The 25704-nt window shown below is 70.5% G+C and carries 26 protein-coding genes and 1 tRNA gene; 12 read left to right on the forward strand and 15 right to left on the reverse strand.

Annotation, left to right across the window (positions count from 1 at the left end; genetic code table 11):
• Positions 1 to 4 precede the first annotated feature (4 nt).
• The 3 genes from ACVFYP_RS06195 (at position 5) to ACVFYP_RS06205 (ending at position 2948) form a co-directional block, all read left to right on the forward strand.
• Positions 5 to 1159, forward strand: a complete 1155-nt coding sequence (locus tag ACVFYP_RS06195; protein ID WP_499199248.1) for an ATP phosphoribosyltransferase regulatory subunit — start codon at positions 5 to 7, stop codon at positions 1157 to 1159.
• 6 nt (positions 1160 to 1165) lie between these two features.
• Positions 1166 to 2455 carry an adenylosuccinate synthase gene (locus ACVFYP_RS06200; protein WP_499199249.1) on the forward strand — a complete coding sequence of 430 codons (1290 nt, stop codon included), beginning with the start codon at positions 1166 to 1168 and terminating at the stop codon, positions 2453 to 2455.
• 127 nt (positions 2456 to 2582) lie between these two features.
• Entirely contained in the window at positions 2583 to 2948 is a 366-nt protein-coding gene (locus tag ACVFYP_RS06205) for a cupin domain-containing protein (RefSeq protein WP_499199250.1), read from the forward strand.
• Here the strand turns inward: ACVFYP_RS06205 and ACVFYP_RS06210 are convergent.
• Together ACVFYP_RS06210 and ACVFYP_RS06215 are read right to left on the reverse strand one after the other, a co-directional pair.
• Positions 2918 to 3112, reverse strand: a complete 195-nt coding sequence (locus ACVFYP_RS06210; RefSeq protein ID WP_499199251.1) for a hypothetical protein — start codon at positions 3110 to 3112, stop codon at positions 2918 to 2920. The genes ACVFYP_RS06205 and ACVFYP_RS06210 overlap by 31 nt on opposite strands.
• 20 nt (positions 3113 to 3132) lie before the next feature.
• Positions 3133 to 3954 carry a MipA/OmpV family protein gene (locus tag ACVFYP_RS06215; protein ID WP_499199252.1) on the reverse strand — a complete coding sequence of 274 codons (822 nt, stop codon included), beginning with the start codon at positions 3952 to 3954 and terminating at the stop codon, positions 3133 to 3135.
• A 215-nt stretch (positions 3955 to 4169) separates the two neighbouring features.
• On the opposite strand from ACVFYP_RS06215, the gene ACVFYP_RS06220 reads away from it, so the two are divergent.
• The 4 genes from ACVFYP_RS06220 (at position 4170) to ACVFYP_RS06235 (ending at position 7938) form a co-directional block, all read left to right on the forward strand.
• Positions 4170 to 4841, forward strand: coding sequence for a response regulator (locus ACVFYP_RS06220; RefSeq protein ID WP_499199253.1), 672 nt, complete (start codon positions 4170 to 4172; stop codon positions 4839 to 4841).
• A 38-nt stretch (positions 4842 to 4879) separates the two neighbouring features.
• Complete coding sequence (locus ACVFYP_RS06225; protein WP_499199254.1) at positions 4880 to 6208, forward strand: sensor histidine kinase; 1329 nt, start codon at positions 4880 to 4882, stop codon at positions 6206 to 6208.
• A gap of 84 nt (positions 6209 to 6292) precedes the next feature.
• Entirely contained in the window at positions 6293 to 6820 is a 528-nt protein-coding gene (locus ACVFYP_RS06230; protein WP_499199255.1) for a GNAT family N-acetyltransferase, read from the forward strand.
• Entirely contained in the window at positions 6817 to 7938 is a 1122-nt protein-coding gene (locus ACVFYP_RS06235; RefSeq protein WP_499199256.1) for an MFS transporter, read from the forward strand. The genes ACVFYP_RS06230 and ACVFYP_RS06235 overlap by 4 nt, the downstream gene beginning before the upstream one ends.
• 3 nt (positions 7939 to 7941) lie before the next feature.
• Here ACVFYP_RS06235 and ACVFYP_RS06240 read toward each other — a convergent pair whose 3' ends face one another.
• The 4 genes from ACVFYP_RS06240 to ACVFYP_RS06255 form a co-directional block, all read right to left on the reverse strand.
• Entirely contained in the window at positions 7942 to 8460 is a 519-nt protein-coding gene (locus ACVFYP_RS06240; protein ID WP_499199257.1) for a VOC family protein, read from the reverse strand.
• Positions 8461 to 8570: 110 nt separating this feature from the next.
• On the reverse strand, positions 8571 to 10160 hold the full coding sequence (locus ACVFYP_RS06245; protein ID WP_499199258.1) for a histidine kinase famiy protein: 1590 nt from the start codon (positions 10158 to 10160) through the stop codon (positions 8571 to 8573).
• A gap of 233 nt (positions 10161 to 10393) precedes the next feature.
• Complete coding sequence (rpoH, locus tag ACVFYP_RS06250) at positions 10394 to 11278, reverse strand: RNA polymerase sigma factor RpoH (protein ID WP_499199259.1); 885 nt, start codon at positions 11276 to 11278, stop codon at positions 10394 to 10396.
• A 270-nt stretch (positions 11279 to 11548) separates the two neighbouring features.
• Positions 11549 to 12577, reverse strand: coding sequence for an RluA family pseudouridine synthase (locus ACVFYP_RS06255; RefSeq protein WP_499199549.1), 1029 nt, complete (start codon positions 12575 to 12577; stop codon positions 11549 to 11551).
• 25 nt (positions 12578 to 12602) lie between these two features.
• Between ACVFYP_RS06255 and ACVFYP_RS06260 the strand changes: the two genes are divergently transcribed.
• The 3 genes from ACVFYP_RS06260 to ACVFYP_RS06270 all read left to right on the forward strand — a co-directional run bounded on the left by ACVFYP_RS06260 (position 12603) and on the right by ACVFYP_RS06270 (position 13165).
• On the forward strand, positions 12603 to 12845 hold the full coding sequence (locus ACVFYP_RS06260) for a hypothetical protein (protein WP_499199260.1): 243 nt from the start codon (positions 12603 to 12605) through the stop codon (positions 12843 to 12845).
• On the forward strand, positions 12845 to 13048 hold the full coding sequence (locus tag ACVFYP_RS06265; RefSeq protein ID WP_499199261.1) for a DUF2256 domain-containing protein: 204 nt from the start codon (positions 12845 to 12847) through the stop codon (positions 13046 to 13048). Before ACVFYP_RS06260 ends, ACVFYP_RS06265 begins: the two co-directional genes overlap by 1 nt.
• A gap of 41 nt (positions 13049 to 13089) precedes the next feature.
• A tRNA-Glu gene (locus tag ACVFYP_RS06270) sits at positions 13090 to 13165 on the forward strand.
• A gap of 81 nt (positions 13166 to 13246) precedes the next feature.
• Here the strand turns inward: ACVFYP_RS06270 and ACVFYP_RS06275 are convergent.
• The 5 genes from ACVFYP_RS06275 to ACVFYP_RS06295 form a co-directional block, all read right to left on the reverse strand.
• Entirely contained in the window at positions 13247 to 14707 is a 1461-nt protein-coding gene (locus ACVFYP_RS06275) for a flavodoxin domain-containing protein (RefSeq protein WP_499199262.1), read from the reverse strand.
• Positions 14704 to 15684, reverse strand: a complete 981-nt coding sequence (locus ACVFYP_RS06280; protein ID WP_499199263.1) for an FAD:protein FMN transferase — start codon at positions 15682 to 15684, stop codon at positions 14704 to 14706. Before ACVFYP_RS06280 ends, ACVFYP_RS06275 begins: the two co-directional genes overlap by 4 nt.
• Before the next feature lie 111 nt (positions 15685 to 15795).
• Complete coding sequence (locus tag ACVFYP_RS06285) at positions 15796 to 16296, reverse strand: DUF2271 domain-containing protein (RefSeq protein ID WP_499199550.1); 501 nt, start codon at positions 16294 to 16296, stop codon at positions 15796 to 15798.
• A 31-nt stretch (positions 16297 to 16327) separates the two neighbouring features.
• Positions 16328 to 16969: a PepSY-associated TM helix domain-containing protein gene (locus ACVFYP_RS06290; protein WP_499199264.1), complete on the reverse strand. Its 642-nt coding sequence runs from the start codon at positions 16967 to 16969 to the stop codon at positions 16328 to 16330.
• Positions 16970 to 16976: 7 nt separating this feature from the next.
• The gene (locus ACVFYP_RS06295; protein ID WP_499199265.1) at positions 16977 to 17534 is read right to left on the reverse strand and encodes an EF-hand domain-containing protein; all 558 of its coding nucleotides are present in this window, start codon (positions 17532 to 17534) and stop codon (positions 16977 to 16979) included.
• 271 nt (positions 17535 to 17805) lie between these two features.
• Here ACVFYP_RS06295 and ACVFYP_RS06300 point away from each other — a divergent pair, with 271 nt between their 5' ends.
• Both ACVFYP_RS06300 and ACVFYP_RS06305 read left to right on the forward strand, forming a co-directional pair.
• Positions 17806 to 19836 carry a TonB-dependent receptor domain-containing protein gene (locus tag ACVFYP_RS06300; protein ID WP_499199266.1) on the forward strand — a complete coding sequence of 677 codons (2031 nt, stop codon included), beginning with the start codon at positions 17806 to 17808 and terminating at the stop codon, positions 19834 to 19836.
• Positions 19836 to 20609, forward strand: coding sequence for a hypothetical protein (locus tag ACVFYP_RS06305; RefSeq protein ID WP_499199267.1), 774 nt, complete (start codon positions 19836 to 19838; stop codon positions 20607 to 20609). Before ACVFYP_RS06300 ends, ACVFYP_RS06305 begins: the two co-directional genes overlap by 1 nt.
• Positions 20610 to 20621: 12 nt before the next feature.
• Here ACVFYP_RS06305 and ACVFYP_RS06310 read toward each other — a convergent pair whose 3' ends face one another.
• The 4 genes from ACVFYP_RS06310 to ACVFYP_RS06325 are packed head-to-tail and all read right to left on the reverse strand — an operon-like array spanning position 20622 to position 25474.
• Positions 20622 to 21695 (reverse strand): DUF1513 domain-containing protein, encoded by a 1074-nt coding sequence (locus ACVFYP_RS06310; RefSeq protein ID WP_499199268.1) that lies wholly within the window; start codon positions 21693 to 21695, stop codon positions 20622 to 20624.
• 4 nt (positions 21696 to 21699) lie between these two features.
• Positions 21700 to 22782, reverse strand: coding sequence for an imelysin family protein (locus tag ACVFYP_RS06315; RefSeq protein WP_499199269.1), 1083 nt, complete (start codon positions 22780 to 22782; stop codon positions 21700 to 21702).
• Positions 22782 to 24185: a di-heme oxidoreductase family protein gene (locus ACVFYP_RS06320; protein ID WP_499199270.1), complete on the reverse strand. Its 1404-nt coding sequence runs from the start codon at positions 24183 to 24185 to the stop codon at positions 22782 to 22784. Before ACVFYP_RS06320 ends, ACVFYP_RS06315 begins: the two co-directional genes overlap by 1 nt.
• Before the next feature lie 2 nt (positions 24186 to 24187).
• Complete coding sequence (locus ACVFYP_RS06325; protein WP_499199271.1) at positions 24188 to 25474, reverse strand: imelysin family protein; 1287 nt, start codon at positions 25472 to 25474, stop codon at positions 24188 to 24190.
• Positions 25475 to 25704 lie beyond the last annotated feature (230 nt).

Genomic DNA, 25704 nt, shown 5'->3' on the forward strand with positions numbered 1-25704 from the left:
ACCCATGACCGACGATCCTCCGAATCCCGCACTTCTGCCCGCAGGCCTGTCCGACGTGCTGCCGCCCGAGGCGGAGCGTGAGGCGATGCTTGTGGAGGTCCTGGCGGAGACCTTCGCCCGCCATGGCTATGAGCGGGTGAAACCCCCGCTGCTGGAATTCGAGGACAGCCTGCTCGCCGGTTCCGGCGCCGCCGTTGCCGAACAGACCTTCCGGCTGATGGACCCGGTCAGCCACCGCATGATGGGGCTGCGCGCCGATACCACGCCCCAGGTGGCCCGCATTGCCGCGACCCGCCTGGCCCGCGTGCCGCGCCCGCTGCGGCTGAGCTATGCCGGCCAGGTGCTGCGGGTGCAGGGCACCCAGCTTGCCCCCGCGCGGCAATTGCCGCAGGCCGGCATCGAGCTGATCGGGCCGGAAAGCGCCGAGGCGGATGCGGAAGTGGCGGCCGTGGCGGCGGAGGCCCTGGCCGCCGTCGGCATCACCGAGGCCTCGCTGGATATTACTCTGCCGCGCCTGGCGCCCGCGCTGCTGGATGCGGCGGATGTGCAGGGCGATGCGCGCCGCAAGCTGGCCCGGGCGCTGGACCGCAAGGATGCCGCCGCGGTGGCCGACCATGCCGCACGGGCCGGCGGCGCCGCGCTGCTGCTGCCCGCCTTGCTGGCCGCCGCCGGCCCCGCCGATGCCGCGCTGGCGGTCCTGGCGGCGGAGGCGCTGCCGCCCGCCGCGCGGCTGATCGCCGACCATGCGGCGGCGGTGGTGGAGGCGGTGCGTGCCCGCGCGCCGGGGCTGCGCATCACGCTGGACCCGTTGGAATTCCGTGGCCTGCAATATCACACGGGCGTCGCCTTCACGATCTTCGGCGCCGGCCGTACCGGGGAGCTCGCGCGCGGCGGCCGCTATTTGTCCGGCGAGGAACCGGCGACGGGCATGACGCTGTACCCCGATGCCGTGCAGCGCGCCGTCGCCCCCGGGCCGGTGCGGCTGCGCGTCTTCCTGCCCGCCGGGGCGGATGCCGCACAGGCCGCCGCCCTGCGCGCCCAGGGCCACGCCACCTTGGCGCAGCTCGCGCCCGACGATACCGCGCAGTCCCTGCGCTGCACCCATCTGATGGACAGCCGAGGCGCCCTGCGCCCCGTGCTGGAAGCAATCCAGGAGTAGTTCGGCATGGCCAATGTCGCCGTGATCGGCGCCCAGTGGGGCGACGAGGGCAAGGGGAAGGTCGTGGACTGGCTCGCCAGCCGCGCCGATATCGTGGTGCGCTTCCAGGGCGGGCATAATGCCGGCCACACGCTGGTGGTGGGCAACCAGGTCTACAAGCTGTCGCTGCTGCCCTCCGGCGTGGTGCGCGGCAAGCTGGGCGTCATCGGCAATGGCGTGGTGCTGGACCCCGATGCGTTGCTGGCGGAGATCGCCCGCGTCACGGCGCAGGGCCTGTCCGTCACGCCCGAGAACCTGCGCATCGCGGAAAATGTGCCGCTGATCCTGCCGCTGCACTCGGCCATCGACAAGGCGCGGGAAGTGGCGCGCGGGGCGCATGCCATCGGCACCACCGGGCGCGGCATCGGCCCGGCCTATGAGGACAAGGTGGCACGCCGCGCCATCCGCCTGTCCGACCTGGCGGAGCCGGAGGTGCTGTCGCACAAGCTGGATGAGCTGCTGCTGCACCACAACACCCTGCTGAAGGGCCTCGGTGCCGAGACCTTCGCGAAGCAGGACCTGCTGGACCGGCTGCTGGAACTGGCGCCGAAGCTGCTGCCCTTCGCCGAGCCTGTCTGGGAATTGCTGGACGCCGCGCATCACGAGGGCAAGCGCGTGCTGTTCGAGGGTGCGCAGGCGGTGATGCTGGATGTCGACCACGGCACCTATCCCTTCGTCACCTCCTCCAACACCGTCGCCGGCAATGCGGCGGCGGGGTCGGGCGTCGGGCCGAAGCAGATCGGCTATGTGCTGGGCATCGCCAAGGCCTACACCACCCGCGTCGGCTCCGGTCCCTTTCCGACCGAGCTGAAGGACGAGACCGGCCGGCTGCTGGGTGAGAAGGGCCATGAATTCGGCACCGTCACCGGCCGGCCGCGTCGCTGCGGCTGGTTCGATGCCTGCATGGTCCGCCAGGCGGTGAAGGTCGGTGGCATCGAGGGGCTGGTGCTGACCAAGCTCGACGTGCTGGACGGCCTGCCGGAACTGCGCATCTGCACGGGCTATACGGTGGACGGGAAGCTGATGAAGCGCCTGCCGGCCTCCATCGCGGCGCAGGAAAAGGCGGTGCCGGTCTTCGAGGTGCTGCAAGGCTGGGCCGGCTCCACCCGCGGCGCCCGCAGCTATGCGGAACTGCCGGCCGAGGCGGTGAAATATGTGCGCCGGATCGAGGAGTTGGTGGAAGCGCCCGTGGTGCTGCTGTCGACAAGCCCCGATCGCGACGACACCATCATGCTGCGCGACCCTTTCGCGGGCTGACGTCCGCTGCCCTCAATCGCCGGGCGCGGCCTCCGGCCGCTAGGCTCGCGGCACTTGCCGCGGCGGCCGTCCGGCCGCTCGGACCGGTCGAGAGACCGGTCCGCCAAAGACATGAGGAGACACCGCGATGAGCCAAGCCGACGAATTCCATAATCTGGATGACGAGACGCAGGGCCTGGCCCGCGAATTGGCGCCGGGCGTCACCACCCGGATCTTCCCGGGCGAGCACGCCATGCTCTCCATCGTCTCCATCGCCCCCAATGCCATGGGCACGATGCATGACCATCCGGAGGAGCAATGGGGCGTGCTGCTGGATGGCAGCGCCGTGCGCATCCAGGGCGGTGAGGAGATCGCCGTGAAGAAGGGCGACTTCTGGCGTACCCCGGGCGGCGTGCCGCACACGATGAAGGCGGGGCCGGAGGGTTGCCGGGTGCTGGACATCTTCGCCCCACCCCGCGAGGCCTATCGCAAGCAGGGCAAGGGCTTCGCCTGATCCGGTGGCGGGATGAAGTCCAGCCGGGCTTCATCCTCCGTCAGAATCATGTCCACGCCGCAGGCCCAGACCTCCCAGCTACGCCGGGAGACATGCTCCAGCGCGACGAGCCAGACCAGCGTCAGCAGCACCATCAGGCCGATCAACGCTCTCGTGCTCATCATCGCTGTCCCGGCGCCATCCTTCAGAACCGGTAGGTGACGCCCACCAGGCCGAAGGGCTGGGTCTTGCTTTCGGTGATCGGGCTGTCGGCGGCATCGCCGAGCAACTGCGCCACACCCGCACTGCCGCTCAGCGACCAGCGATCACTCAGGCTGTAGATGGCGGTGAGGCTGCCGGAGACCGAGCGGAACCCGGCCTCGGCATTATAGGCGGCGAAGCGGGACCGGCTGGCCTGCTGGGAGGTGACGCCGAACCATTGCTGCATGTGGTCCTCATCGGCCCAGGTCGCCTCGACCCGGCCCAGCAGCATGAGACGCGGGCCGACCGGCTGGCGGAGGGAGGCGCCGAAGGTCAGCGTGGTGCCTTCCTGGTCGCCGAGGGCGCGCGCGGCCTCGACGGAAAGGCCGAACTGGCCGAAATCGGCGCGCAGGAACAGGTTGGCGCGGGCCGCGGCCTCGATATCGCCCATGCCCTGCAGCCGCGCCGCCACATCCTGGTCGCGGCCCGGCGCGTAGCCGATGGAGCCGCCGATGGAGAAGGGGCCCTGGCGGAGCGCGACCACGCCCAGCCCGTCGCGCGCATTGAGGAAGACGGTGTCGAGCAGCGGCAAAGCCGGGCGGTAGGCGAGATCGACCAGCGGGAAGGGCGAGAACTGGGTCGTCTCGCTGCCCGGATAGGCCGGGCCGATGGCCGCGCCGGCCCCCAGTCGCATCGACCAGCCATTCTCCGGAAGGGGCGCCCGCTGAGCCTGGGCCGCGCCGGGCAGGGCCGCGGCGGCACCGGTGAAGGCCAGCATCGCCAAGGCGCAGGATGTGTGGCGAAGGCGGCGTGTGTCAGGCGTCATACGGGCGATCCTTGGTGGGTCCGGGGCGAGTCCCGGCATGCGCCTGTTTCTACCCTTGCTAGATTGCGGCAAGCTGGCATGGCGACGATGGTCCCTCGTGGACCTGGCACGAGCCCCCGCGACCGGCTCTGTCAGCTTGTGGCAATCTGGCCGTGGGATGCTGGTGCGCCCGGGGGTCATCCCGGCCCGATCCGACGTCTTGAACCGAGAAACCGATGCGTATCCTGCTGGTGGAGGACGAGGTCGAACTGGCGGGTGCCCTGCGTGCGGCGTTGGCGCGGCGCGGCTTCGTGGTGGACTGGGTGACCAGTCTGGAACAGGCGCGTGCGGCGCTGCCGGAGCCGGGGCTGCGGGCCGTGCTGCTGGACCGCGGACTGCCCGATGGCGATGGGCTGCGGCTGCTGCCGCTGCTGCGCAGGCTGCCCGATCCGCCGCCGGTGATCGTGCTGACCGCCCGGGGCCAGACCACGGATCGGGTGGAAGGGCTGGATGCCGGCGCCGAGGATTACCTCGCCAAGCCCTTCGAACTGGATGAATTGCTCGCCCGGCTGCGGGTGGTGATGCGCCGCCGCGCCGGCACGGCGCCGGAGCCGTTGGTGCTGGGCGCGCTGAGCTTCGACCTGGTGCATCGCGAGGCGCGTGTCGCGGATGCGCCGCTGCATCTGCCGCGTCGCGAACTGGCCTTGCTGGAATTGCTGCTGCGTCGTGCCGGGCGCGTGGTGCTGCGCGAGACCATCGAAAGCGCGGTGTTCGGCTTCGACGATGCGCCGGTCTCGAACACGCTGGATTCGCATGTCTCCCGGCTGCGCCGGCGATTGACGGAGGGCAAGGCGGGGGTCGGCATCCATCCCGTCCGTGGTGTCGGCTATATGGCACGCGCCGAATGAAGCGCTGCGCCGATCAGCCGCCATCCCTCGCGCGGCGCATGACCATCGGGCTCATCAGCTTCCATTCGGTTGGAATCCTGCTGTTGGTGCTGGCCCAGCCGCTGGTCCTGGCCAGCCCCGGATCGCTGCGCGAGTGGTTCGCGACGGAACAGGCCACGAGGTTGCTGGCGGAATCGCTGCGCCGCGACGCGCGGGGCGTGCTGGTCTTCGCGCCGACGCCCGCCATGGAAGCCTATATGCGAGCCACGCCCGAGTTCTGGTTCGGGGCATCGGACGGAACCGCCCGTGTGCTCGGCGGCAAGGGCATGCCGCCCGTCGGCTTGTGGCCGGGCGAGGGCGGTACGCGGGGGGCGCGGGCGGAGCTGCCGGTCGGCGTTGCCATCGACATCTGGACTGAAGGCCGCCGCGTGGGGGCGTTGATCGGGGGGCAGCGTGGCAGCCTCTCCGCCGGCATCTGGGCCTGGGTCACAGAATGGTTCGGGTACTGGCTGAAGGCGGTCGTGGTCATCTCGGTCTGCACCAGCCTGGTGACCTGGTGGCTGGTCGGCTTCCTGCTGCGCCCGATCCGCACGGCCGCGGCGGCGGCCAGCCGGCTGGTGCCGGGGCAGCGCCAGGTCGTCCTGCCGGTGGCGGGCGTGCCCGGTGAGATCCTGCCCCTGGTCACCGCCGCCAATGCGGCCTTCGACCGGCTGGAGAAGGAGCACGAGCGCCAGCGCCGCTTCATCGCCAATGCGGCGCATGAGCTGCGCACGCCGATCGCGATCCTGTCGCTTCGTCTGGATGAACTGCCCGAGGGCAGCGCCCGGCAGCGGCTGCGGCTCGACCTCCGGCGCCTGGCGATGCTGGCCGACCAGTTGCTGGATCTGGAGCGGATGCAGCACGCCCAGGCGCAGCCGGGCGCGGGGCCGGCGGCCGACCAGCCGGTGGAGATGGTGGGGCTCGCCCGCGAGGTGGTGGCGGAGATCGTGCCCCTGGCGCTCGATGCCGGCAGCGACATCGCCTTCCACAGCGCCGTGCCGCGCTGGGTCATCCACGGCGATGCGCCGTCGCTGCGCAGCGTGCTGCTGAACCTGCTGGGCAATGCCCTGGCCCATGGCGGCCCCGGCGTGCAGGTGGAATTGCGGATCGACGCCCATGGCGTGCTGGAGGTCGCAGATCACGGGCGGGGGGTGCCGGCGGAGGCGCGTGAGCGGGTGTTCGAGGCGTTCCAGCGGGCCGGCGGCGGCGGCACCGGTGCCGGGCTTGGCCTGTACATCGTGCGAGAGGTGCTGCGCGCCCATGGCGCGAGCATCGAATTGCGGGATGGCAATCCGGGCGCTGTCTTCCGGCTTCGCTTTCCGCAGGAGGACATGGCCGCGCTGACCTGACGCGCGACCGGCTGCTAATTAGGGGCCGGAATTCATCTAGACATCCGGTTGTCATGCAATCGTCACACTGGCATGCTCATGGTCATGCCGATCCTTCGCGACAGCCGCCCCGACGACCTCCCCGCCCTCACAGCCATCTACGCCCATTGGGTGATCCATGGCCTGGCCAGCTTCGAACTGACCCCACCCGACGCGGCGGAGATGGCAAGGCGGCGGGAGGCCGTGCTGGCCGCGGGATACCCGCATCTGGTGGCAACGGATGAAGCGGGCAGGGTGCTCGGCTATGCCTATGCCAGCGCCTATCGCCCGCGCCCGGCCTATCGCTTCGCGGTGGAGAACAGCGTCTATGTCGCGCCCGATGCCGGGCGCGGTGGCACCGGCAGCGCGCTGCTGGCTGCATTGATCGCGCGCTGCACGGAAGCCGGCTTCCGGCTGATGGTCGCGGTGATCGGTGACTCGGGCAACGCCCCTTCCATCGGCCTGCACCGGCGCGCCGGCTTCACCCATGCTGGGCTGATCCCGGCGGTCGGCTGGAAACATGGCCGATGGGTCGACAGCGTGCTGATGACCCGTCCCTTGGGGGAGGGCCCGGCGACGGCGCCGGAGGCATGACCCGCCTGGGCGCGGATCGCGCCTCCCGCCATGCCTCCCTCGTGCTGGGCCTGACGCTGCCGGGCGATACGGTGCTGTATCTGCTGTTGCCGCTGCATGCCGCCGCCTTTGGCGTGACGCTGGCGGAGGCCGGGCTGCTGCTGGCGGCGAACCGGCTTGTGCGCATCCTGGGCTATGGCTGGGTGGCGCGTTTCTACGAACGGTCAGGGCCGCGCCAGGCCTGCATCCTGGCGGTGCTGGGCGCCGCCTGTGCCACGGCGGGCTATGCGTTTTTGCCCGGCGTCTGGTGGCTGCTGCCGGCGCGGCTGCTCTGGGGCCTGTCCTTCGCCGCCATGAACATCGCCACCCAGGCCCTGGCCACCGCCGAGCCCTCCGGCGCCGCGCGGCGCAGCGGGGTGTCCCGCGCCATCATCGCCACGGGGCCGATGCTCGGCCTGCTGGCGGGCGCCGTGGTGGCGGAGCTGGCGGGGCCGCGGGTGGTGTTCCTGGGCCTTGGCCTGCTCTCCCTGGTGGCGCTGCCCTTCGCCTGGCGGCTGCCGGGAGGGGAGGGGGCGCGGCTGAAAAGTGGAGGGCCGCGCTTCGCCTTGCCGAAGCCGCTCGACATCTGGTCCTTCATCCAGGGCCTGACGCTGGACGGGCTGTTCGTGCTGGGCCTGGCTTTCCTCGCCGCCGCGGCCCTGCCGCAGGGGGCGGCGCTGGCGGCCGGCGCGGCGCTGTCGGCGCGCTATCTGGCGGAGGTATTGCTCGGCCCGCCAGCCGGCCGCCTCGCGGAGAGGCTGGGCGCCGCACCGCTGCTGCTGGCAGTTGCACTGGGATCGGCGGCCGGATTGGTGGTGATCGGGCTTGGCTGGCTCTGGGTCGGCAGCCTGCTGGTGGTGGGGCTGCGCGGCCTGTTGCAGCCGCTGCCCGCGCCGGTCGCGGCGGCCCGCGCGCCGGCCGAGGAGCGTGTGGCGGCACTGGCCCGCCTGGCGACCTGGCGGGATATCGGCGCGGGGGTCGGGCCGCTGGTGGCGGGCGTGCTGCTGCCGCTGGTACCGGCGGTCTGGCTGTATCTGGGCGCCGCGGCGCTGCTGATGGCAGCCTCCCTCGCCGCGCTGGCCGGGGGAGGCCGGCGGTAGCGCTTAAGCCGCCTCGGCCAGCAGCGCCTTCAGGTCCAGGCGCTTGGTGCACATGGCCAGCTTGCCATCGGCCTGCTTTGGCCAATCCGCGCGCGGCCGGTCGCGGTACAGCTCCACGCCATTGCCGTCCGGATCGCGCAGGTACAGCGCCTCCGACACGCCATGGTCGCTCGCGCCTTCCAGCGGCCAGCCGGCTTCCACCAACCGCTTCAGCGCGCGGGCGAGGGCAGGGCGGTCCGGCAGGAGCAGCGCCACATGGTACAGGCCGGTGGAGCCGAAGCCGGGCGGGCTGCCGCCGGCGCTTTCCCAGGTGTTGAGCGCGATGTGGTGGTGATAGCCGCCGGCGGAGAGAAACACCGCCTGGTCGCCGATGCGCTGCTGCACCTCCAGCCCGATCAGATCGCGCCAGAAGCCCAGGCCACGCTCCAGATCCGCCACTTTCAGATGGACATGGCCGATGCGGGTCTCAGGGGCGACGGTATAGGGGGCGGTTTCGGGGAGAGTCTCGAGGGTGGTCGACATGGCGGGGATTCCTTCCTGGTGGTCTCAGGATGGGGATCGCCTTCCCCAAGGTCCAATCCAGCGGCCGGATACGGGACATCGGCCCAGCTTATGGGCCCATCAGGCCGGTCTCAGCCCTGCTTGGCGCCGTTGCCGTCCAGCGCCCGGCGAATGCGTCGCGCCACCTCGCTGCGCCGATAGGGCTTTTGCATCACCGGGAAGCCGTGCGGGCGCACACCGGTACTGGCCGCCTCATCGCGCGGATCGACGAAGCCGGTCGACAGCAGCACACGCAGGCTCGGCCGCATCTGCCGCGCCTCGCTGGCCAGGGTGATGCCATTCACCCCGCCGGGCATCACCACGTCGCTGAACAGCAGATCGTAGTGCTTGGCCGGATCGGACAGCAGGCGCAGCGCGGAGGGGCCGTCGATGGCGGTCTCCACCTGGTATCCCAGATCGCTGAGCAGGGTCGCCGCGAGGTCCAGCACCTCCGCATTGTCGTCCACCACCAGGACATGCTCGCCCTGGCCCTGCGGCTCGGCGCCCTGTTCGGGCGCCGCCCGGGGGGTCGGGGTCGGCACCTCCACATCCGCGGGAAGCGCCGGGAAGCGCAGCCGCACCGTGGTGCCGACGCCTTCCGCGCTTTCAATCCGAAGATGGCCGCCGGACTGCCGGACGAAGCCATAGACCTGGGCGAGCCCCAGCCCGGACCCCTGGCCGACATCGCGCGTGGTGAAGAAAGGCTCGGTCACGCGGTCGAGGATCGCGGCCGGAATGCCGGTGCCGGCATCGGTCACCGCCAACTCCACATACCCATCCGGCGCCTGGCCCGCTTCAGGGTCTTCCGGCGCCAAGTGGCCATGGCAGGTGGCGATGAGCACCTCCCCAGGGCCCTGCGTGGCGGCGCTGGCATTCATCAGCAGGTTGACCAGGGCGGCTTCCAACTGCCCGGCATCCAGTTTCACAGGCGGCAGGGACTCTGCCAGATCCAGCCGCAACGGCAGGCCGCCCAGGGCGCGGGCCAGCAGGTCCGAAAGATCCCGCAGCGACTCGTTCACATCGGTGGGTTGGCCTTCCAGCCGCTGGCGCCGGGCGAAGGCCAGGAGCTGCCGGGTCAGATTGGCACCGCGCCGCGCCGCTTCCAGCGCCCCTTCATGCCGCCGCTGCACCCGCGGATTGCCGGAGGCATCGACCAGCGGGCGGAGCAGTTCCAGCGAGCCCACCAAAACCTGCAACAGGTTGTTGAAGTCGTGCGCCACGCCGCCGGTCAATTGGCCGAGCGCTTCCATCCGCTGGGTGCGGCGCAGCGCTTCCTCCGCCTCCCGCCGCCGCGTCACGTCGAGCTGGCTACCGAAATAATACAGCAGGCCGCCATCGCTGCCGAAGACCGGGCTGACGAACAGGGCGTTCCAGAAGGGGGTGCCGTCCTTGCGGTAGTTCAGCACCTCCACGGCGATATCCGTGCGGGCCGCGATGGCATCCCGCAGCAGCTTCACCGTGGCCATATCGGTCCCCGGCCCCTGCATGAAGCGGCAATTCTGCCCCAGCAACTCCTCCGCCGTATAGCCGCTGAGCTGCTGGAAGGCCGGGTTGGCGAAGACGATCGGATTGTCGGGTTGGCCCGGATCCGTGACGATCATCGGCATGCGCGTCATCTCGATGGCGGCGAAGAAAACGTCTTCGCGCCCGAGCGGGCGATTCGGCCGGGAGACCGGGCGCAAGGTCGATGTCTCCGAAGTCTGCGAGGCCATGTCCTGGGTCGGGGTCCCGAGCTGTTCGCGTGTGACCGACAACAAGTTGACGGGGAAGCGGGAGTTCCGCATGTCGCGCACAACTGGTTGTGTCGAAGGACCTTTCCCTACACCAACGGTCCGGTCACAAAAAACCCCACGCCTTGCGGCGCGGGGCTGATTCTGTTGGCCGGCCCCCGCTTCCGCAGGGGCTTCGGCTCGGCTCAGACAGCGCCGAGGCGACGCTCGACGATCTGGGTCTTCATGCTCTTCTGCAGCTTCTCGAAGGCGCGCACCTCGATCTGGCGCACGCGCTCGCGGCTGATGTTGTACTGCTGGGAGAGCTCCTCCAGCGTCGTCGGCTCGTCCTTCAGGCGGCGCTCGATCAGGATGTGGCGTTCCCGGTCGTTCAGCGTCTTCAGCGCCTCGCCAAGCAGTTCGCGGCGGTTGGACATATCCTCCCGCTCCGCGAGCTCGGTTTCCTGGCTGTCGCCTTCATCCACCAGCCAGTCCTGCCACTCGCCATCGCTATCGGCGCGGACGGGGGCATTCAGGCTGTTGTCGGGCGAGGCCAGGCGGCGGTTCATGGAGACAACATCCGCCTCCGGCACTGCCAGCACGCGCGCGATCTTCTCGACCTGCTCGGGCTGCAGATCGCCCTCCTCCAACGCCGCCATCTGGCCCTTCAGCCGGCGGAGATTGAAGAACAGCTTCTTTTGCGCCGCGGTCGTCCCCATCTTCACCAGCGACCAGCTGTGAAGGATGTATTCCTGTATCGCCGCGCGGATCCACCACATGGCGTAGGTCGCCAGGCGGAAGCCACGTTCCGGGTCGAAGCGCCGGACCGCCTGCATCATGCCGACATTGCCTTCCGAGATCAGCTCGCCAACCGGCAAGCCGTAACCGCGGTAGCCCATGGCGATCTTGGCGACGAGACGGAGATGGGAGGTGACGAGGCGGTGGGCGGAGGGCTCATCGCCTTCATCCTTCCAACGCTTCGACAGGGAGTACTCCTCCTCCGGCGTCAGCATGGGAAACTTGCGGATCTCCTGCAGGTAGCGGGAGAGGTTGCCCTCGGGGGCCATCGGGATGCTCAAAGTGGAAGCCATGGTGAGAACTGCCTCCTCGGTCGCCTGACGCCCCCCGTGACGGCGGAGCTCATGGCGGCTGTGCTGTTCTGCCAACGTTGGCCGGGCCCTCCCTTTCCATACCCACCCCGGTCACGACGGGGTGATGCATGACGGGGCGGTCCCGCACCGGAGGATTCCGGGCGCGGGGGGCGCAAGCGGCACCCACCCAACATTGGCTTGTGCGAGTCTTAGATCGATCGCGGCACGGGATCAAGAAAAACCCGACCTGCAAGGTAGGTTTACGTTCGGTTACCTGCTGGTAACATCTTGACCCAGCGCCGCGAGCAATCCCGCCATGTCGGGCGGCAGGGCGGCGCTGAAGGATAGCGCCTCACCTGTGACCGGATGACGAAAACCCAGCGTCGCCGCATGCAGGGCCTGCCGCGGAAACGCCATCAGCATTTCGCGCAGGGGGCCTGCCAGGTTACGCGCCGCGGCGGGAATTCGGCGCAGATAGACCGGGTCCCCCACCAGCGGATGGCCGACATGCGCCAGATGCACGCGAATCTGATGCGTGCGCCCGGTGGCCAGCCGGCAGCGCAACAGGGCGCAGCCCGTGCCGAAGGCGCGTTCCGTGGCGTAGCGGGTCAGCGCATGCTTGCCGTTGCGGGTGACCACCGCCATCCGCTTCCGGTCCATCGGATGCCGGCCGATATCTCCGGTGATCTCCCCGACCGTCGGGCTTGGCAGCCCCCAGACCAGCGCAAGATATTCCCGGTCCAGGTCCCGGTTCGCGAAAGCCTCGGACAGGGCCGTATGGGCGCGCTCGGACTTGGCCACGACCATGACGCCGGAGGTGTCCTTGTCCAGCCGATGCACGATGCCCGGCCGCTTTTCCCCGCCGATGCCCGTCAGATCCTCCGCCGCATGGGCCAGCACGGCATTCACCAGCGTGCCGTCGCGGTTGCCGGGGGCAGGGTGGACGACCAGGCCCGCGGGCTTGTCGAGCACGATCAGGTGACGATCCTCGAACAGGATGGTCAGCGGGATGTCCTGGGGCTGCGGCACCGCATCCTCGGGCGGCGGCAGGCGCAGAGCGTAGATCACCCCGGGGCGCACCGGCTCCGCCGGGTCGTGCACCGGCACGCCGTCCCGCGTCGCCTGGCCGGATTCGATCAGTGCCTTGACCCGGGACCGCGAGAGACCGCCTATCGCGCCGGCCAGCGCATCGGTCAGGAACCGATCGGCGCGCAGGCCCGCGGCCTCCGGCGGGGCCAGGATATCATGGGTTTCGCCCGGTTGCGGGGCGGGAGAGGGGGTTTGCGTGGCGGCGCTCAAATGGTTGGTCGGCGTGATGGGGGTGATGATCGTCCTCGGCACGGTGGGCCTGGTTTTCCTTCTCGTCCAGCGCATGGGCGGCGCGGTGCGGGAGGTTTCACTGCCACCGGCCTCGCTGGGCCAGCCGGCGGGGACGCGGATGCTCTCCATCGCCGGGGCGGAGGGGCGATTCGCCGTGCTGGTGGCGCGCCCGGACGGCACCGAGCGCCTGCTGCTGCTGGACCCCCAGCGTGGCCGCGTGCTGGGCGAGCTGCGCGCCGCCGAGTGATGGCACACCGCAAGCCCAACCTGCCCGAGAAAATCTGCGCCGCCTGCGCCCGGCCCTTCGCCTGGCGGCGCAAATGGGCGCGGGACTGGGCGGAGGTGCGCTTCTGCTCCGACGCCTGCCGCAGCGGGCGGCGCGAGGCAGCGGTGGCGAAAGTGACAAAAACCCCTGCCGGGCGGCTTGATCCCCCGGCACGGGGAGGCTAATCAGCCGACCTCACGACGCCACGGCGCCGCGAGTTGTCTGGGTCCCCTTCGTCTAGAGGCCTAGGACACCGCCCTCTCACGGCGGTAACAGGGGTTCGAATCCCCTAGGGGACGCCATTCTTTGCACATTGATTGGCAGTTTGCTCCATCTCGCGCACGCGCGAGTTGGACGTTGGAGCGTCTCGCGGCGAGGCGGTCTCAATACACATCCCGCCGATAACGCCCCGCATCCCTCAGCGTCTCAAGCGCCGCCTCGCCCAGCACCTCCCGCAGTGCGTCCTGCACACCCTCCGCCATGCCCACCCGACTGCCGCAGACATAAATCGCCGCGCCCTGCGCCACCCAACTCCGCACCGCCTCCGCCCGCGCCCGCAGCAGGTCCTGGACATAGACCCGCTCGGCCTGGTCGCGGGAGAAGGCGAGGTCGAGCCGGGCCAGCGTGCCGGAAGCCTGCCAGGCCTCGATCTCGCTACGATGAAAATAGTCCTGCGCTCGGCTGCGCTCGCCGAAGATCAGCCAGTTGCGGCGCCGGCCCGCGGCCTCCCGCGCCTTCAGATGCGCGCGCAGACCGGCCAGGCCGGTGCCATTGCCGATCAGCAGCATGGGGCGGTCATCGGCCGGCGGGTGGAAGCCGCGGTTGCGCCGGATGGTCAGCATCACGCGCGCCCCAAGCGAAAGATGCAAAGCGAGCCAGCCGGAAGCCAGGCCCGGCCGGCCATCGGCATGCCGCGCCAGCCGCACCAGCAACTCCAGCCTTCCATCCCCGGGCAATGAGGCGATGGAGTAGTCGCGCGGCGTGAGCGGCGGCAGTGCCGTCACCACCGCCTGCGGCGACAGCCCCGCAAGCGCCTCGAGCTCCCGCGGAAGCTGCCGCACCGCCAGCGCCGCGCCCAGCGTGCCGTCATCCGCGGGCAGCGCCAACTGCGCCAGCAGCCGCGCGACCTCCGCCGGCGCGTTGCGGGGCAGGACGGAGGCGATGTCGCCTGGCTGCCAGGCGGGCAGATCACCGACCGGCGCGAAAGCGAGATGGTAGGCCGCCTCGCCCTGGCTGCCGGGATTCAGCAGCCGCCGTTCCACCAGGGTCCAGGGCTCCGCCGCGGGCGCGTCCCAGCCTGATACGCCGATCTCCCGCTGCCAGCGGCCCAGCGCCTCCGGATCGCCGTCATCCACCTCGATGCGTTCGAACAGCGGTGTCGCGCCATGTTCACGCAGCCAGCTGTCCAACTGGCGGCCGAAGGCGCAGAAGCGCGCATAGCTGCTGTCGCCCAGCGCGAGCAGGCCGTAGCGCGTCCGCGAAAGATCCGGCGCGGCCCGCATCACCCGGGCGATGAAGCGCGCCGACTGGTCGGGCGCGTCACCCTCGCCGGCGGTGCTGACCACGAAGAATATGTGCCGCACCCCGGTGAGCAATGGGCTGTCCACCGCCTCCAGCCCCGCCAGCCGCACCGGCCGGCCCTGGGCGCGCAGCGCCTCCGCCGTGCGCTGGGCGATCTGCTCGGCGAAGCCGGTCTGGCTGGCATAGGCGACCAGGCAGTCGGCACCCGCATCGGCCGCGCCGCCAGGGCGCGCGCGGCGCCGCCAGCGCCAGGCGATGGTGCCGCAGAAGGCAGCATAGCCGGCGACCACGCCCAGCGCCGTGAGATATCTTGGCTCGATCATGCGCGCATGGCCGCGAGGGCCGGCGACAGATGCTCCCGCAGACCATCGCCCCGCCGCGCCAGGAACAGCGCCGCGAGGCCGTGCCGCCGGGCATGCGCCATGCCCGCCGCCAAGCCGAGCACGCCCAGCGCCGTGGCTTCGGCATCCGCGCGCATGCAGCTTTCATGCAGCACGGTGACGGAAGCGAGCTCCGCCCCCGCCGGCCAGCCGCTGCGCGGGTCAATGGTATGGGTGTAGCGGCGGCCCGCTAGGTCGAAGAAGCGGCGATAGTCGCCGGAGGTGGCGACGGAGATGTCGTGCAGCGCCACGCGAAATGGCGCCGAGCGACGGAGGCCGGGCGGTGACTCGATCTCCACCCACCAGGGCGTGCCATCCGGCTTCACGCCTTCGCCCCTCAACTCGCCGCCAATCTCCACCAGAAAGGCGTCGTGGCCGGCCGCGCGCAGATGGGCGGCGACCTGGTCGACGGCAAAGCCCTTGGCGATGCCGCAGACATCCAGCCGCAGCCCACCGGGCTGCCAGAGACCTCTCGCATCCATCATCAGATGCCGCCAGCCACAGCGCGCGCGCGCCGCCATCAAACCCAGCTCGCTGGGCAGCCCCGGCGGCACCGGGTTCGGCCCGAAACCCCAGAGGTCGACCAGCGGCGCGATGGTGGGGTCGAAGGCGCCGTCGCTGGCCGCCGCCACCTGCATCGCGCAGCCCAGGACGCTGCGAAGTCCTGATGGCAGTGGGTGCCAGCCGGGCGTCGGTGCCTGGTTGAAGCGGCTGAGCGCCGACTCCGGGACCCAGGCGCTCATCTCCGCGACGATCCGGTCCAGCACCAGCTGGATGTCCGGGGCCGGGGAGGGGCCGCCATGGTCCACAAGCCGGACGGACCAGCTCGTTCCCATGGTTGTGCCGCGCAGGTTGCGCAGCACGCCACCGCGCGGTGGCGCCGGGGCGCGCAGCAGGGGCGGCAGCAGCAGACGGTCCATGATGTCAGTGCGGCAGGCAGGGTGGCAGTCGGATCTGGCGCGCCTCCACCAGCATCGCGGGCAGCGCCAGCATGGCGGAGATGGCGAGCGCGGTGAGGTGGAGGCGCCAGGTCACGGGCGGATGCCCAGCGTCACAGCGCCGAGCTCCGCGCTGCCGTTGGCAGTCGCGTCCTGCGCGCTGGGCGGCCACTGGAAGGGCACGCGCACCTGTTCCCGCCCGCCGCCTTCCCGCGCCGCTTCCACCACCAGCCGGTATTCGCCGGGCGGCATGGCCGCCAGCACCGGGCTATCGGCATCGACGCGCAATTCGTGCCGGCCCGGCGCGCGGGTGGCGCCGCTGACGCCATCGGCCGGCAGCGCCATGCCGCGGCCAGCGCGCCGCCACCATTGCGTCAGGTCGCGCAGCCAGGTCTGGCCCCGCTCATTGCGCAGCTTCGTGTCGTACCAGACCGCGAGCGTGGCGACGGCGGTCTGGTCGGGGCGTTCCACCCAACTCGCGACATAGGGGCGGTGGTATTCGGCGACGCTGATGCGCGGCAGCTCGATGCCGATGCGCAGTTCGGCGGCGACCGCCGGGGTTGCGATGCTGGCGGCGGCCAGCGCGGGAAGCATGCGGCGCACGGTCTCTCCTTCGATCGGACGATCAGTGGATGAACAGGATGATGAGCAGCAAAGGCACGACCACGCCGAGGCCGACCATCGGCCAGGTCGAGGGCCGCGTGCCCGCATGCAGGTACAGCAGCACCATGCCGGTGACGCAGAACACCACGCAGGCGCCGGCGAAGATGTCGAGGAACCACGACCAGGCAGCGCCGGCATTGCGCCCCTTGTGCAGGTCGTTGAGGTAGGCGATGGCGCCGCGCGTGGTCAGCTCATAGGCCACCTCGCCGCTCTGCCGATCGATGCGCAGCCAGGCATCGCCGCCGGGGCGCTTCAGGTCGAGATGGATCTCCTCCTCCGACCATTCGGCCTGCGCGGTGCCGGTGCGGACCGACAGCGCCTGCGCCAGCCAGTCGCGCAGTTCGCGCGGCAGCGGCGCCGCGCCCTCCCGTGGGCCGGACGAGATCTGGTCGCGCAGCGCCGGCGGCAGCAGGCCGCTGCGTTCGGTGACCTGCGGCACGCCGCCGATATCGGCGGCATGATTCAGCGTGATTCCCGTGGCGGCGAACAGAAGCATGCCGACCAGGGAGATGGCGGAGCTGATCCAGTGCCAGCGGTGCAATTGCTTCAGCCAGGCGGAACGCTGGCCCCGCGCCGACATGGCGGTCTCGGCGGCGCGGGTCATCGCGGCCTCAGTTCGCGCGGGGTTCTGGATGCGGCTCGGCGGCATCCGCCTCCGTGACCCGTCCATCCCTGTTGGTGTCGGCACGTTCGAAGGTGCGTGCGGCGACGGCATCGTATTCGGCGCGGCTGATGCTCAGGTCACGGTCGCGGTCGATCGATTCGAAGCGGCGGCTGGCCTGTGTGATGGAACGGCGGAAGGCCTCGTCGATCGGCTTGTCGGCATAGGTGGCGCGCAGCCGGCCCTCATATTCCCCGACATACTCGGCTTCCGACAGCGCGCCGTCACTGTTGGTGTCGGTGCGACGGAAGACGCCGTCACGCACCGCGTCATATTCGGCGCGCGTCACCACGCCGTCGCGATCGGTGTCATATTGCGTGAAGAAGTTCGCACGGAAGCGCGCGCGCATGGCGGCGATCTGCTCCGGCGTCGGGCGCGGGCGAGGTGCCTCCTCCGTCTGCGGGGTGGTGGCCGGGACCGGCACGGCGGTGCTCGGCGCCTGGGCGGCGGCGGCGGCGGAGAGCGCCGTCGCCATCAGAAGGGTGGTCAACGAAAGCCTTGTGGCCATGGCCCGGTCATCCTGCGGTGGGTGCGGTGCGGCCGGGTTGGCCGGCGCGCGGACGGCCCTGGTTACAGAGAATGAGAATCAATCGCAATAGGCCGTATAAGCCATGACATGCTTTCAAGGTCCCTCGGATTTTTTCACCAAAACAGGATGTTGACTCAGTTGCAAATGAGAATCACTTGCAATAAAGCCGTTACATCACCCGTGACGCGACGGCCCTTTGGGGGCGCGGCGTCGACGGAAACGGAGAGTCCGATCGATGCTGAGAACCGGCTTGCGTGTCTTGCCCCGCCTCCTCGCCACCACCTCGCTCTGCGCCATCGGCAGCTTCGGGGCGCTGGCGCAAACCGCCCCGCCGGACGCCACGCTCCGCCTGCCGCGTGTCACTGCGGAAGGGGAGCGTGGCGACGGCGCCTATGAGACCCCCTCCGCCACCAGCACCGTCACCCGTGACCAACTGCTTGAGGGTGGCGATCCGAACCGGCTGCTGGAGACGGTGCCCGGCGTTGCCGTCGGCGGTTTCGATTCCCAGCCCGGCGTGGCGGTGAACATCCGCGGTCTGGAAGGCGTGGGCCGCGTCAACATGATGGTGGAAGGCGTCCGCCAGAACTTCCGTCCCGCGGGGCATGAGGGCGGGTCCTTCGCCTATGTCGATCCGAACTTCCTGAGCGGCATCGATGTGGAACGCGGTGCGGTGACGGGCCCGGGCGGCATGGGCGCGCTGGTGGGCGCGGTGAATTTCCGGCTGCTGGATGTGGGCGATATCCTGCGTCCCGGCCAGAATTTTGGAGGGCGGTTGCAGGGCTCGACCGGCACCAACGGCTATCAGTGGAACAGCAGCCTGGTCAGTGCCGCCCGGCTCGCCAATGGCGTCAGCGTGCTGGCTGGTGCCAGCGGGCGGCAGAATTCCAACTACAAGAACGGCGATGGCGACATCGTCGACAACACCGAACAATCCCTGCGTTCCGGCATCGCCCGGGTGAACTGGGACCCGACGCCGGAACATCACCTGTCGCTGCTCGGTAGCGTCTACACCAACCGCTTCACCTCGAACTTCTACGACCAGACCATGCAGTCGAATCTCATGCGGCTGTCCTATCGCTACAATCCGGCCAACCCGCTTATCGATCTGCGGACCAATGCGTCCTGGAACCAGATCCGCATGAACAACTACCTGACGGAGGCCGGCAACTTCTCCTCCACCGCCTCCGGCCGCCGGATCGTCAACACGGGCTATCAGGCGGATGTCGCCAATACCTCCCGCTTCGGCATCGGCCGCGTGAACGTCGCCTGGGACTACGGGGTGCAATACGCCACGGATGACACGGAAACCCGCAAGGGCGGCGTCAATGGCGATGGCCGGCTGAACCTGGCCGGCGTCTATTCCAACGCCACCTTCAGCTACGGCATCTTCAGCTTCATCCAGGGCCTGCGCTTCGACCATTTCTCCCTGGATGGCGAAGGCTATGCCGCGCCGGCCATCGGCCCGGTGCCGGTCACCGGCAACTACCGCGCCGACACCAGCGAGAGCCAGGTCAGCCCGCGCTTCACCCTCGCGGTGCAGGCGCTCGACTGGCTGCAGCCCTATGTCAGCTATGGCTGGGCCTTCCGCCCGCCGACCATCTCCGAGGCCATGTATTCCGGCCCGCACAGCGCCGGCGGCACCTCCACCTTCTACCCCAACCCCTATCTGCGGCCCGAGACCTCGCAGGGCTGGGAACTCGGCGCCAATATCCTGCGCCGCAACGTCTTCACCGATGGCGACCGCATCCGCTTCAAGGCCGCCTATTTCGACAATGACGTCGATGACCTGATCAACCTGGTGACTATCCGCGGCACCACCAGCGGCAGGGCCTACAGCTACAATTTCTACAACAACGTCCCCGGCACCAGCCGGCTGACCGGCGTGGAGCTGGAGGGCGGCTATGACATGGGCATCGCCTATGTGAATGGCAGCTTCACCAACAGCCGCGTCACCTATGCCGATGCCGCCGAGCACAGCTACGTGCCGCGCAGCACCCTGGTGGTGGATGGCGGCGTGCGGCTGTTCGACCGCGCCCTGACCGTTGGCGGCCGCATCCGCCGCGTCGGTGAGACGCAGAGCTGGACCGGCACCGCCCAGACCACGCCGATCCCGTCCTTCACCACCTATGATCTCTACAGCTCGTGGAAGGTGACGGAGAATCTGAACGTCTTCGCCAACGCCACGAACATCACCGACGAGGTCTATACGGTGCCGGCGGCGGAGACGGTCGGCGGCGGCCGTGGCCGGACCATCATCGGCGGCCTGACGCTCACCTTCTGATGCGCGTCATTGCCAGCCTGCCGCCGCTATTCGGCGTGCTGGAACGGCTCCAGGGCGATCTGCCCTGGGGCGCGGTGCTGGATGCCGGCACCGGTCCGAATTCGGCGCGCTGGATCGGCGGTCTGCCGACCACGCGCTGGACGGCGGTCAGCGCCGATCCGGCCCAACTGGCCGAAACGCGGGCCGCACTGGGCGGCGCGATCCGGCCGCAGGACAGGCTTGTGGCCGGCAACTGGGCCGACCCGGCTCTGCTGGCCGGGGAGGTGCATGACACCGTCCTGGCGGAGTATCTGGTCGGCGCGGTGGAAAGCTACGCGCCCTTTTTCCAGGACAGTCTTTTCGTAAGGCTGCGGCCGCTGGTCGGGCGCCGGATCTATGTCATTGGCCTCGACCCCTATGTCACCGGTCGTCCGGCCGATGCGGCGGGGCGCATGGTGCAGGCGCTGGGGCGGTTTCGCGATGGCTGCCACCTGCTGACGGGGGAGACTCCCTATCGCGAATATCCGGCCGAATGGGTCCTGCGGCAGCTCGAACAGGCCGGGCTGCGTGTGATCGCGGCGCGGCGCTTTCCTAACCGCTACGACCTGCGCTGGGTGGAGCTGCAATGCGCGACGGCCGAGGCGCTGATCCGCCGCATTCCCGACCGCGCTTTGGCCAGGGCTCTGACAGGCCAGGCCGCCACGCTGCGCCGCCGTGCCGCGGCGCTGTGCGACAGAGAGGGCGGCCTGGTCAGCGGCCATGACTATGTGATCGCGGCCGAACCCACCGCCTGAACCGCCTGGCCGTCAGATGGGCACCAGATGGTTGTCCCAACGCACACGGCGCAGCCATTCACCGGGCAGCGCGACCGACGGGCCGGCGGCGCCGATGGCGGCTGCGCCGCCGAGGCCGGAGGTCACGATGAAGCCGCCGCCGGGCGCGGCGGCGATGCCGCAGCCATCCGGCACGGCGAAGCGCGCCAGCACGGCATGGCTGCGCGCATCCAGCACCGCCGCGGTGCCGCCGCGCGGGCTCGTCACCGCGACCAGCCGCCCATCCAGGCTGGCGGCAGCGCTGCCGGTGTAGTGGTCCATCCCGGCCCAGACGGGCAGATCGGCCTCCAGCGTTGCAATGCCGTCGCCGCGTCCCACCGCCACCAGCGGCTGCCGTTCATGGCGCGGACCCTCATGCTGCATGGCGACGAAGACGGCGCCGTCGGCCAGCGCCAGGTGGCGCAGCGACAGCAGGCGTTGATCCTCCGGCAGGTGCCAGCCGCCTAGCAGGCGGCCACTGGTGGAATCGAGATGAGCAATGCCGCTGTCCATCTCCTCCAGATCCAGCCGCGCGCGGGGCAGAGAGGGATCGCTGCGCACCCCGCCATTGGCGACGATCAGCGTCGTGCCATCTGGCGCCAGGCGGATGTCATGCGGATCGACGCCGCCGCTGGGGAATTCGCCAATCCGATCGAAGCCGCGCGCGGCGGCATAGACGCCGACCACGCCCTGGCCCGCCGCGTCGATCTCGGTGGCGAAAAGCAGGCGTCCATCGGCGGAGAAAGCGCCATGGCCGCAGAACCAGCGCTCCGTCGCGCGGGCGATGCGCTGCCGTGCGCGGCCGTCCCGCAGATCGAGCAGCAGCGCGTAGTCGCCGGGCCGGCGGCTGAACAGAACCGCCACCCGGCCATCCGGCGCCACCGCCAGGCTATGGCCCCGCGCCGGGATCTGCAGGTCGAATCGCGGCGCGCCATCCAGGCCGAAGGCGGCGACGCGCCAGCCGCCGGCGGCGTCGGCCCCGGCCGCGACAAAGCCTGGCTGTGCCGCCGAGGCGGGCTTCACCAGAAGCCCGGCGCCGAGGCCGAGCGCGGCGCGCCGTCCGATCATCGCCTCAGTCCCCATCCATCGCGTTGAAGCCCACCGGCAGGCCGATGGCCGGCGCCACCCGCTCCGTCAGCAGCCGCCGCTGGGTGCCGATCGCGCGCAGCAGATCCTCCACCGCCGCGCGCCCCTGCGGGGTGGTCACGGCCGCTTCCAGGCTCGGCGTGATGGCCTGCGCCCGGCGCAGGGCCTCCGCCATGCCATCGCGCGCTTCGCGGGCCAGCGCCGGGGCGGCGCTGCGCAACAGCGGTTCCACCGCCGTCGCCTGCAACTCCGCCAGGGCCGCCAGCGAGGCCTGGGCCAGGGCCAGCGACTGCCCGCTGCGCCAGGCCTCCGCGCTGCGCGGCCGCGCTGCCTGCACCGAGGCGCCCAGCGTGCGCGCCAGCTGACGGTCCCCCAAAAATTCCAGCCCGCCATGCAGGCTCTTGAACAGCATCAGCAGGCCTTCCCCGGCGTCGCGATAGATGCCGTCCGGCGCGCCTTCCAGCACGCGGGCATAGGGCGGGTCGCCCTGGACCCATTCGCCCCGCATTTCCGCGGCGATCGAGGCGATGTTGCGGCCGATGGCGGCCAGCAGCAGGCGGCGAAAGCCCTGATCGGGCAGCAGCAGCCGCGCGGCCTCCTCGCCGAACAGCAGCCGCTCGGCGGCCGGGAAGCCCTGCGCGGCGACGCGGCCGCGCCGGAAGGCGTCGTCGGTCAGCGTTGCCGGATCGGCCAGGCGCAGCAGCTCCGCCAATTCCCGCCCGGTGACATTGCGCAGGTCGGGGAAGATCGACAGGCGGAAGCCGTGGTCGAAGGCCTCCATCGGCCCGAAGCGCAGATGGCGGATGCGCTGCCAGGCCAGCGCGGCCTCGATCCAGGCGCGGCGAGCCGCCTCCGCCCGCCCTGGGTCGGGGGCCTGTCGCAGCGCCTCCGTCGCCTCCGCGAAGTCGCGCGCGGCGGCGGCGAAGGCGGCCTGGCCGGGCAGGATATGGGTGGCGACGCTGCCCCGCACGGCGGCCAGCCGCGCCGCCTCATTCTGGGCATCGGGACGTTGGGCGCGCGCCGCGATGGGAAGAAGGGCGATCGCCAGGATCAGACCACGTCGCTGCATCACAGGCTCTCCAGGAAGGCGATCAGCGCGGCGCGGTCTTCCGGCGCCATCGCCGCCACGGCGTCGCGCGCGGCCTGCGCCTCCCCACCATGCCAGAGGATCGCCTCCAGCAGGCTGCGGGCGCGGCCATCATGCAGCAATTGCACGCGACCGCTGACCGCCTCCGTCCGGCCGATGCCCCAGAGCGGCGGGGTGCGCCATTCCCGGCCATTCGCGGCGCCTTCAGGCCGGTGGTCGGCCAGACCCTCGCCCATGTCGTGCAGCAGCAGGTCGGAATAGGGCCAGATGCGCTGGCCCGCATGTTCGGGGCGGCCGGGGATGTTGCCGGTGGTGAAGCTCGGGCGGTGGCAGCCGGTGCAGCCGGCCTCCCGGAACAGGGCGCGTCCGCGCGGCGCGGCGGGGGCGGCGCGGCCGGGCACGGCCAGGTTGCGCGCATAGAAGACCACGAGATCGAACAGCCGCGGATCGACCTCAGGCTCGCCAGGTCCCGGCGAGCCATCCGGCGCGGCCTGGCACGCGGCCTGGGCGGCGGTGCATTCGCCGTGATGCGCCGGGTTGATGCGCGTCGACAGGCCCATATCGGCGGCGAAGGCATCCGCCACCTGATCCTCCATGGTCGGCGCCTGCGCCTTCCAGCCGAAGCGGCCCAGCGCCGGGGCGCCGAGATGCGCGCTCCAGACCCGGGCGGCGCGGCCCGAAATGCCGTCGCCGTCGCGATCCTCCGGATCGGCGCCGGCCAGAATATCGGCCTCCGGAATCGCCTCCAGCAGTCCCAGCCCGATCATGGGCGGCGCGGCGCGGGGCGAGATCATCAGGCCCGGCGCCGGCGGCCCATAGGCCCAGTCGACAATGCGCCAGGCCGGGCGGCGGAGTGACGCGGTCTCGCCCCCGGCCAGCGCCACCGGCTGTTCCGTCCAATCGACCAGCACGCGCGCCTCCGCCGGATGGCCGGCGATGCCGAAAGTCTGCAATTGCAGCCCGTAGGTCGGGTCCGGATCGGCCGGCAGCCAGCCGGGCGCCGGGCCGGGCTGGCGCGCCTGGGCCGGCGGCACGGACAGCCGGATCAGCAGGGAGGAGGCGGGCTCCCCGGCCTCCGGCGGCCGGCCCCGACCGTCGCGGATGTGGCAGGATTGGCAGCCGCGCGCATTGTAGAGCGGCCCGAGGCCATCGGCATTGCGGGTGGAGGCGGGCGCGGCGACCCAGAGCCTGCGGAACACCCCGTCGCCGACCCTGAAATCCAGCAGCCGGTCGAAGGGCAGGGTGGCGGAGCCGAGTGAAAAGGCCGTGGCCCCCGCCGCGTTGCGCGCCGTGGCCGCGCCGCCGGGCAGAAGCTCCGACGGGTCCGGCGCATGATCCATCCCGCCAGCCAGCAGCAGCGCCGCGACGGCGAGTGCGAGGCGCATGCTCAGGGGCGCCGGACCGAAGCCGGATTGTCGAGGCTGTCGGAGCCTTCGATGGAAATGCGCAGGCGCAGCGCGGCGACGATGCGCTCGATGCTGCGGGTCTGCTGCAGCAGCGCGTCGATGCCGGCCTGCACCGCGGCATTGCCCGCGGCGTTGCCCTCCGCCAGCATCTGGTCATAGGCCTCGACGGTCTCGGCGCGGGTCTTGATGGCCTGGAAGGCGGCCAGCGTTGCATCCAGCCGCGCGCGCATTTCCCGGTCCAGCGCCGGGATGCCGGCGCGCAGGAAGTCGGAGAGGGAGGCGCCGCGCAGCACGCGGCCATCGGCGCGGCGGTATTCGCCGAGATAGACCGCGCGCATGCCCACCACATTGTAGAAGTGGCTGTTATGGGTGTTGTCGGAGAAGCAGTCATGCTCCTCCTCCGGATCGTTCAGGATCAGGCCGAGGCGCATGCGTTCCCCCGCCAACTCGCCATAGGACAGGCTGCCGAGGCCGGTGAGAATGGCGGTGAGGCCGGCATCCGTGCCATTCGCGGTCAGCGCGCGGCGGGCGGCGCCATTGGCGGCCCAGTTCGCCACCATGGTTTCCAGCTCCGTCACCAGCATGGCCGAGACCACGGTCAGGTAGCGGCCGCGGCGTTCGGTATGGCCGCCCGTGGCCTGCTCGCCCTGGGCATAGTCGGTCCAGGGCCGGTTGCCGGCGCCCGGGCCGGTGCCGTTCAGATCCTGGCCCCAGAGCAGGAATTCGATGGCGTGCCAGCCGATGGTGACGTTGCTCTCCACGCCGCCGATCTCATGCAGCTTGCCCAGCGCCTCCGCCGTGATGGTGGAGATGTCGATGGTCTCACCGGCATGGGTGATGCTGGTGGAGGCGATGATATTGGCGGTGTAGAGCGGGTTCTCGTCGCTGGTCTCGCCGTAGCGGTCCTGGTCGACATAGTCGATCAGGCCTTCATCCAGCGGCCAGGCATTCACCCGACCCTCCCAGGCATCGACGATCGGATTGCCGAAGCGGAAGACCTCGGTCTGCTGATAGGGCATGCGGGCGGCGAGCCAGGCCGCGCGGGCGGCGGCCATCGTCGCGTCCGACGGCGTCGCGACCAGCGTCGCCACGGCCTCCTGAAGCCGTTTCGCGCCGGCCAGGGCGTCGCCGTACATGGCCTGGGCGATATCCGCATAGGTGGCGAGCACGGCGCGCTTGGTGGGCGCCGACTGTGCGTGAGCCGACAGGGCCGGCGCGGCGAAGGCCGCCGCGAGCGGAGCGAGCGCGATGTGGCGGCGGGTCAGCATGGGCTGGGCTCCTTCGTCGGGGGGGGGGGGGGCAGGGGGCGTGGCCGCCGCAGTCTAGGACTATTGCGAATCATTCGCAATTCATCCGGATGCTGGCCACCACCCTGGGCTTGGTGGCGAAGGAAGGATGAGCGGCCATGCTTCCATGACATTGCGACTTATTCGCAGTATTGATAAAGCGGGCCTTACAAGCTGATTCTGAAGGTCCTGATCCATGAGGAATTGCCGCG

The organism is Roseomonas sp. F4, assembly GCF_053891155.1.

Excerpts from the sequence above, each read along its gene's own strand:
- ACVFYP_RS06195 (WP_499199248.1), top strand. The coding sequence starts at position 5 with ATGACCGACGATCCTCCGAATCCCGCACTTCTGCCCGCAGGCCTGTCC.
- ACVFYP_RS06200 (WP_499199249.1), top strand. The coding sequence starts at position 1,166 with ATGGCCAATGTCGCCGTGATCGGCGCCCAGTGGGGCGACGAGGGCAAG.
- ACVFYP_RS06205 (WP_499199250.1), top strand. The coding sequence starts at position 2,583 with ATGAGCCAAGCCGACGAATTCCATAATCTGGATGACGAGACGCAGGGC.
- ACVFYP_RS06210 (WP_499199251.1), bottom strand. The coding sequence starts at position 3,112 with ATGATGAGCACGAGAGCGTTGATCGGCCTGATGGTGCTGCTGACGCTG.
- ACVFYP_RS06215 (WP_499199252.1), bottom strand. The coding sequence starts at position 3,954 with ATGACGCCTGACACACGCCGCCTTCGCCACACATCCTGCGCCTTGGCG.
- ACVFYP_RS06220 (WP_499199253.1), top strand. The coding sequence starts at position 4,170 with ATGCGTATCCTGCTGGTGGAGGACGAGGTCGAACTGGCGGGTGCCCTG.
- ACVFYP_RS06225 (WP_499199254.1), top strand. The coding sequence starts at position 4,880 with ATGACCATCGGGCTCATCAGCTTCCATTCGGTTGGAATCCTGCTGTTG.
- ACVFYP_RS06230 (WP_499199255.1), top strand. The coding sequence starts at position 6,293 with ATGCCGATCCTTCGCGACAGCCGCCCCGACGACCTCCCCGCCCTCACA.
- ACVFYP_RS06235 (WP_499199256.1), top strand. The coding sequence starts at position 6,817 with ATGACCCGCCTGGGCGCGGATCGCGCCTCCCGCCATGCCTCCCTCGTG.
- ACVFYP_RS06240 (WP_499199257.1), bottom strand. The coding sequence starts at position 8,460 with ATGTCGACCACCCTCGAGACTCTCCCCGAAACCGCCCCCTATACCGTC.
- rpoH (WP_499199259.1), bottom strand. The coding sequence starts at position 11,278 with ATGGCTTCCACTTTGAGCATCCCGATGGCCCCCGAGGGCAACCTCTCC.
- ACVFYP_RS06260 (WP_499199260.1), top strand. The coding sequence starts at position 12,603 with ATGATCGTCCTCGGCACGGTGGGCCTGGTTTTCCTTCTCGTCCAGCGC.
- ACVFYP_RS06265 (WP_499199261.1), top strand. The coding sequence starts at position 12,845 with ATGGCACACCGCAAGCCCAACCTGCCCGAGAAAATCTGCGCCGCCTGC.
- ACVFYP_RS06275 (WP_499199262.1), bottom strand. The coding sequence starts at position 14,707 with ATGATCGAGCCAAGATATCTCACGGCGCTGGGCGTGGTCGCCGGCTAT.
- ACVFYP_RS06280 (WP_499199263.1), bottom strand. The coding sequence starts at position 15,684 with ATGGACCGTCTGCTGCTGCCGCCCCTGCTGCGCGCCCCGGCGCCACCG.
- ACVFYP_RS06285 (WP_499199550.1), bottom strand. The coding sequence starts at position 16,296 with ATGCTTCCCGCGCTGGCCGCCGCCAGCATCGCAACCCCGGCGGTCGCC.
- ACVFYP_RS06290 (WP_499199264.1), bottom strand. The coding sequence starts at position 16,969 with ATGACCCGCGCCGCCGAGACCGCCATGTCGGCGCGGGGCCAGCGTTCC.
- ACVFYP_RS06295 (WP_499199265.1), bottom strand. The coding sequence starts at position 17,534 with ATGGCCACAAGGCTTTCGTTGACCACCCTTCTGATGGCGACGGCGCTC.
- ACVFYP_RS06305 (WP_499199267.1), top strand. The coding sequence starts at position 19,836 with ATGCGCGTCATTGCCAGCCTGCCGCCGCTATTCGGCGTGCTGGAACGG.
- ACVFYP_RS06310 (WP_499199268.1), bottom strand. The coding sequence starts at position 21,695 with ATGATCGGACGGCGCGCCGCGCTCGGCCTCGGCGCCGGGCTTCTGGTG.
- ACVFYP_RS06315 (WP_499199269.1), bottom strand. The coding sequence starts at position 22,782 with ATGCAGCGACGTGGTCTGATCCTGGCGATCGCCCTTCTTCCCATCGCG.
- ACVFYP_RS06320 (WP_499199270.1), bottom strand. The coding sequence starts at position 24,185 with ATGCGCCTCGCACTCGCCGTCGCGGCGCTGCTGCTGGCTGGCGGGATG.
- ACVFYP_RS06325 (WP_499199271.1), bottom strand. The coding sequence starts at position 25,474 with ATGCTGACCCGCCGCCACATCGCGCTCGCTCCGCTCGCGGCGGCCTTC.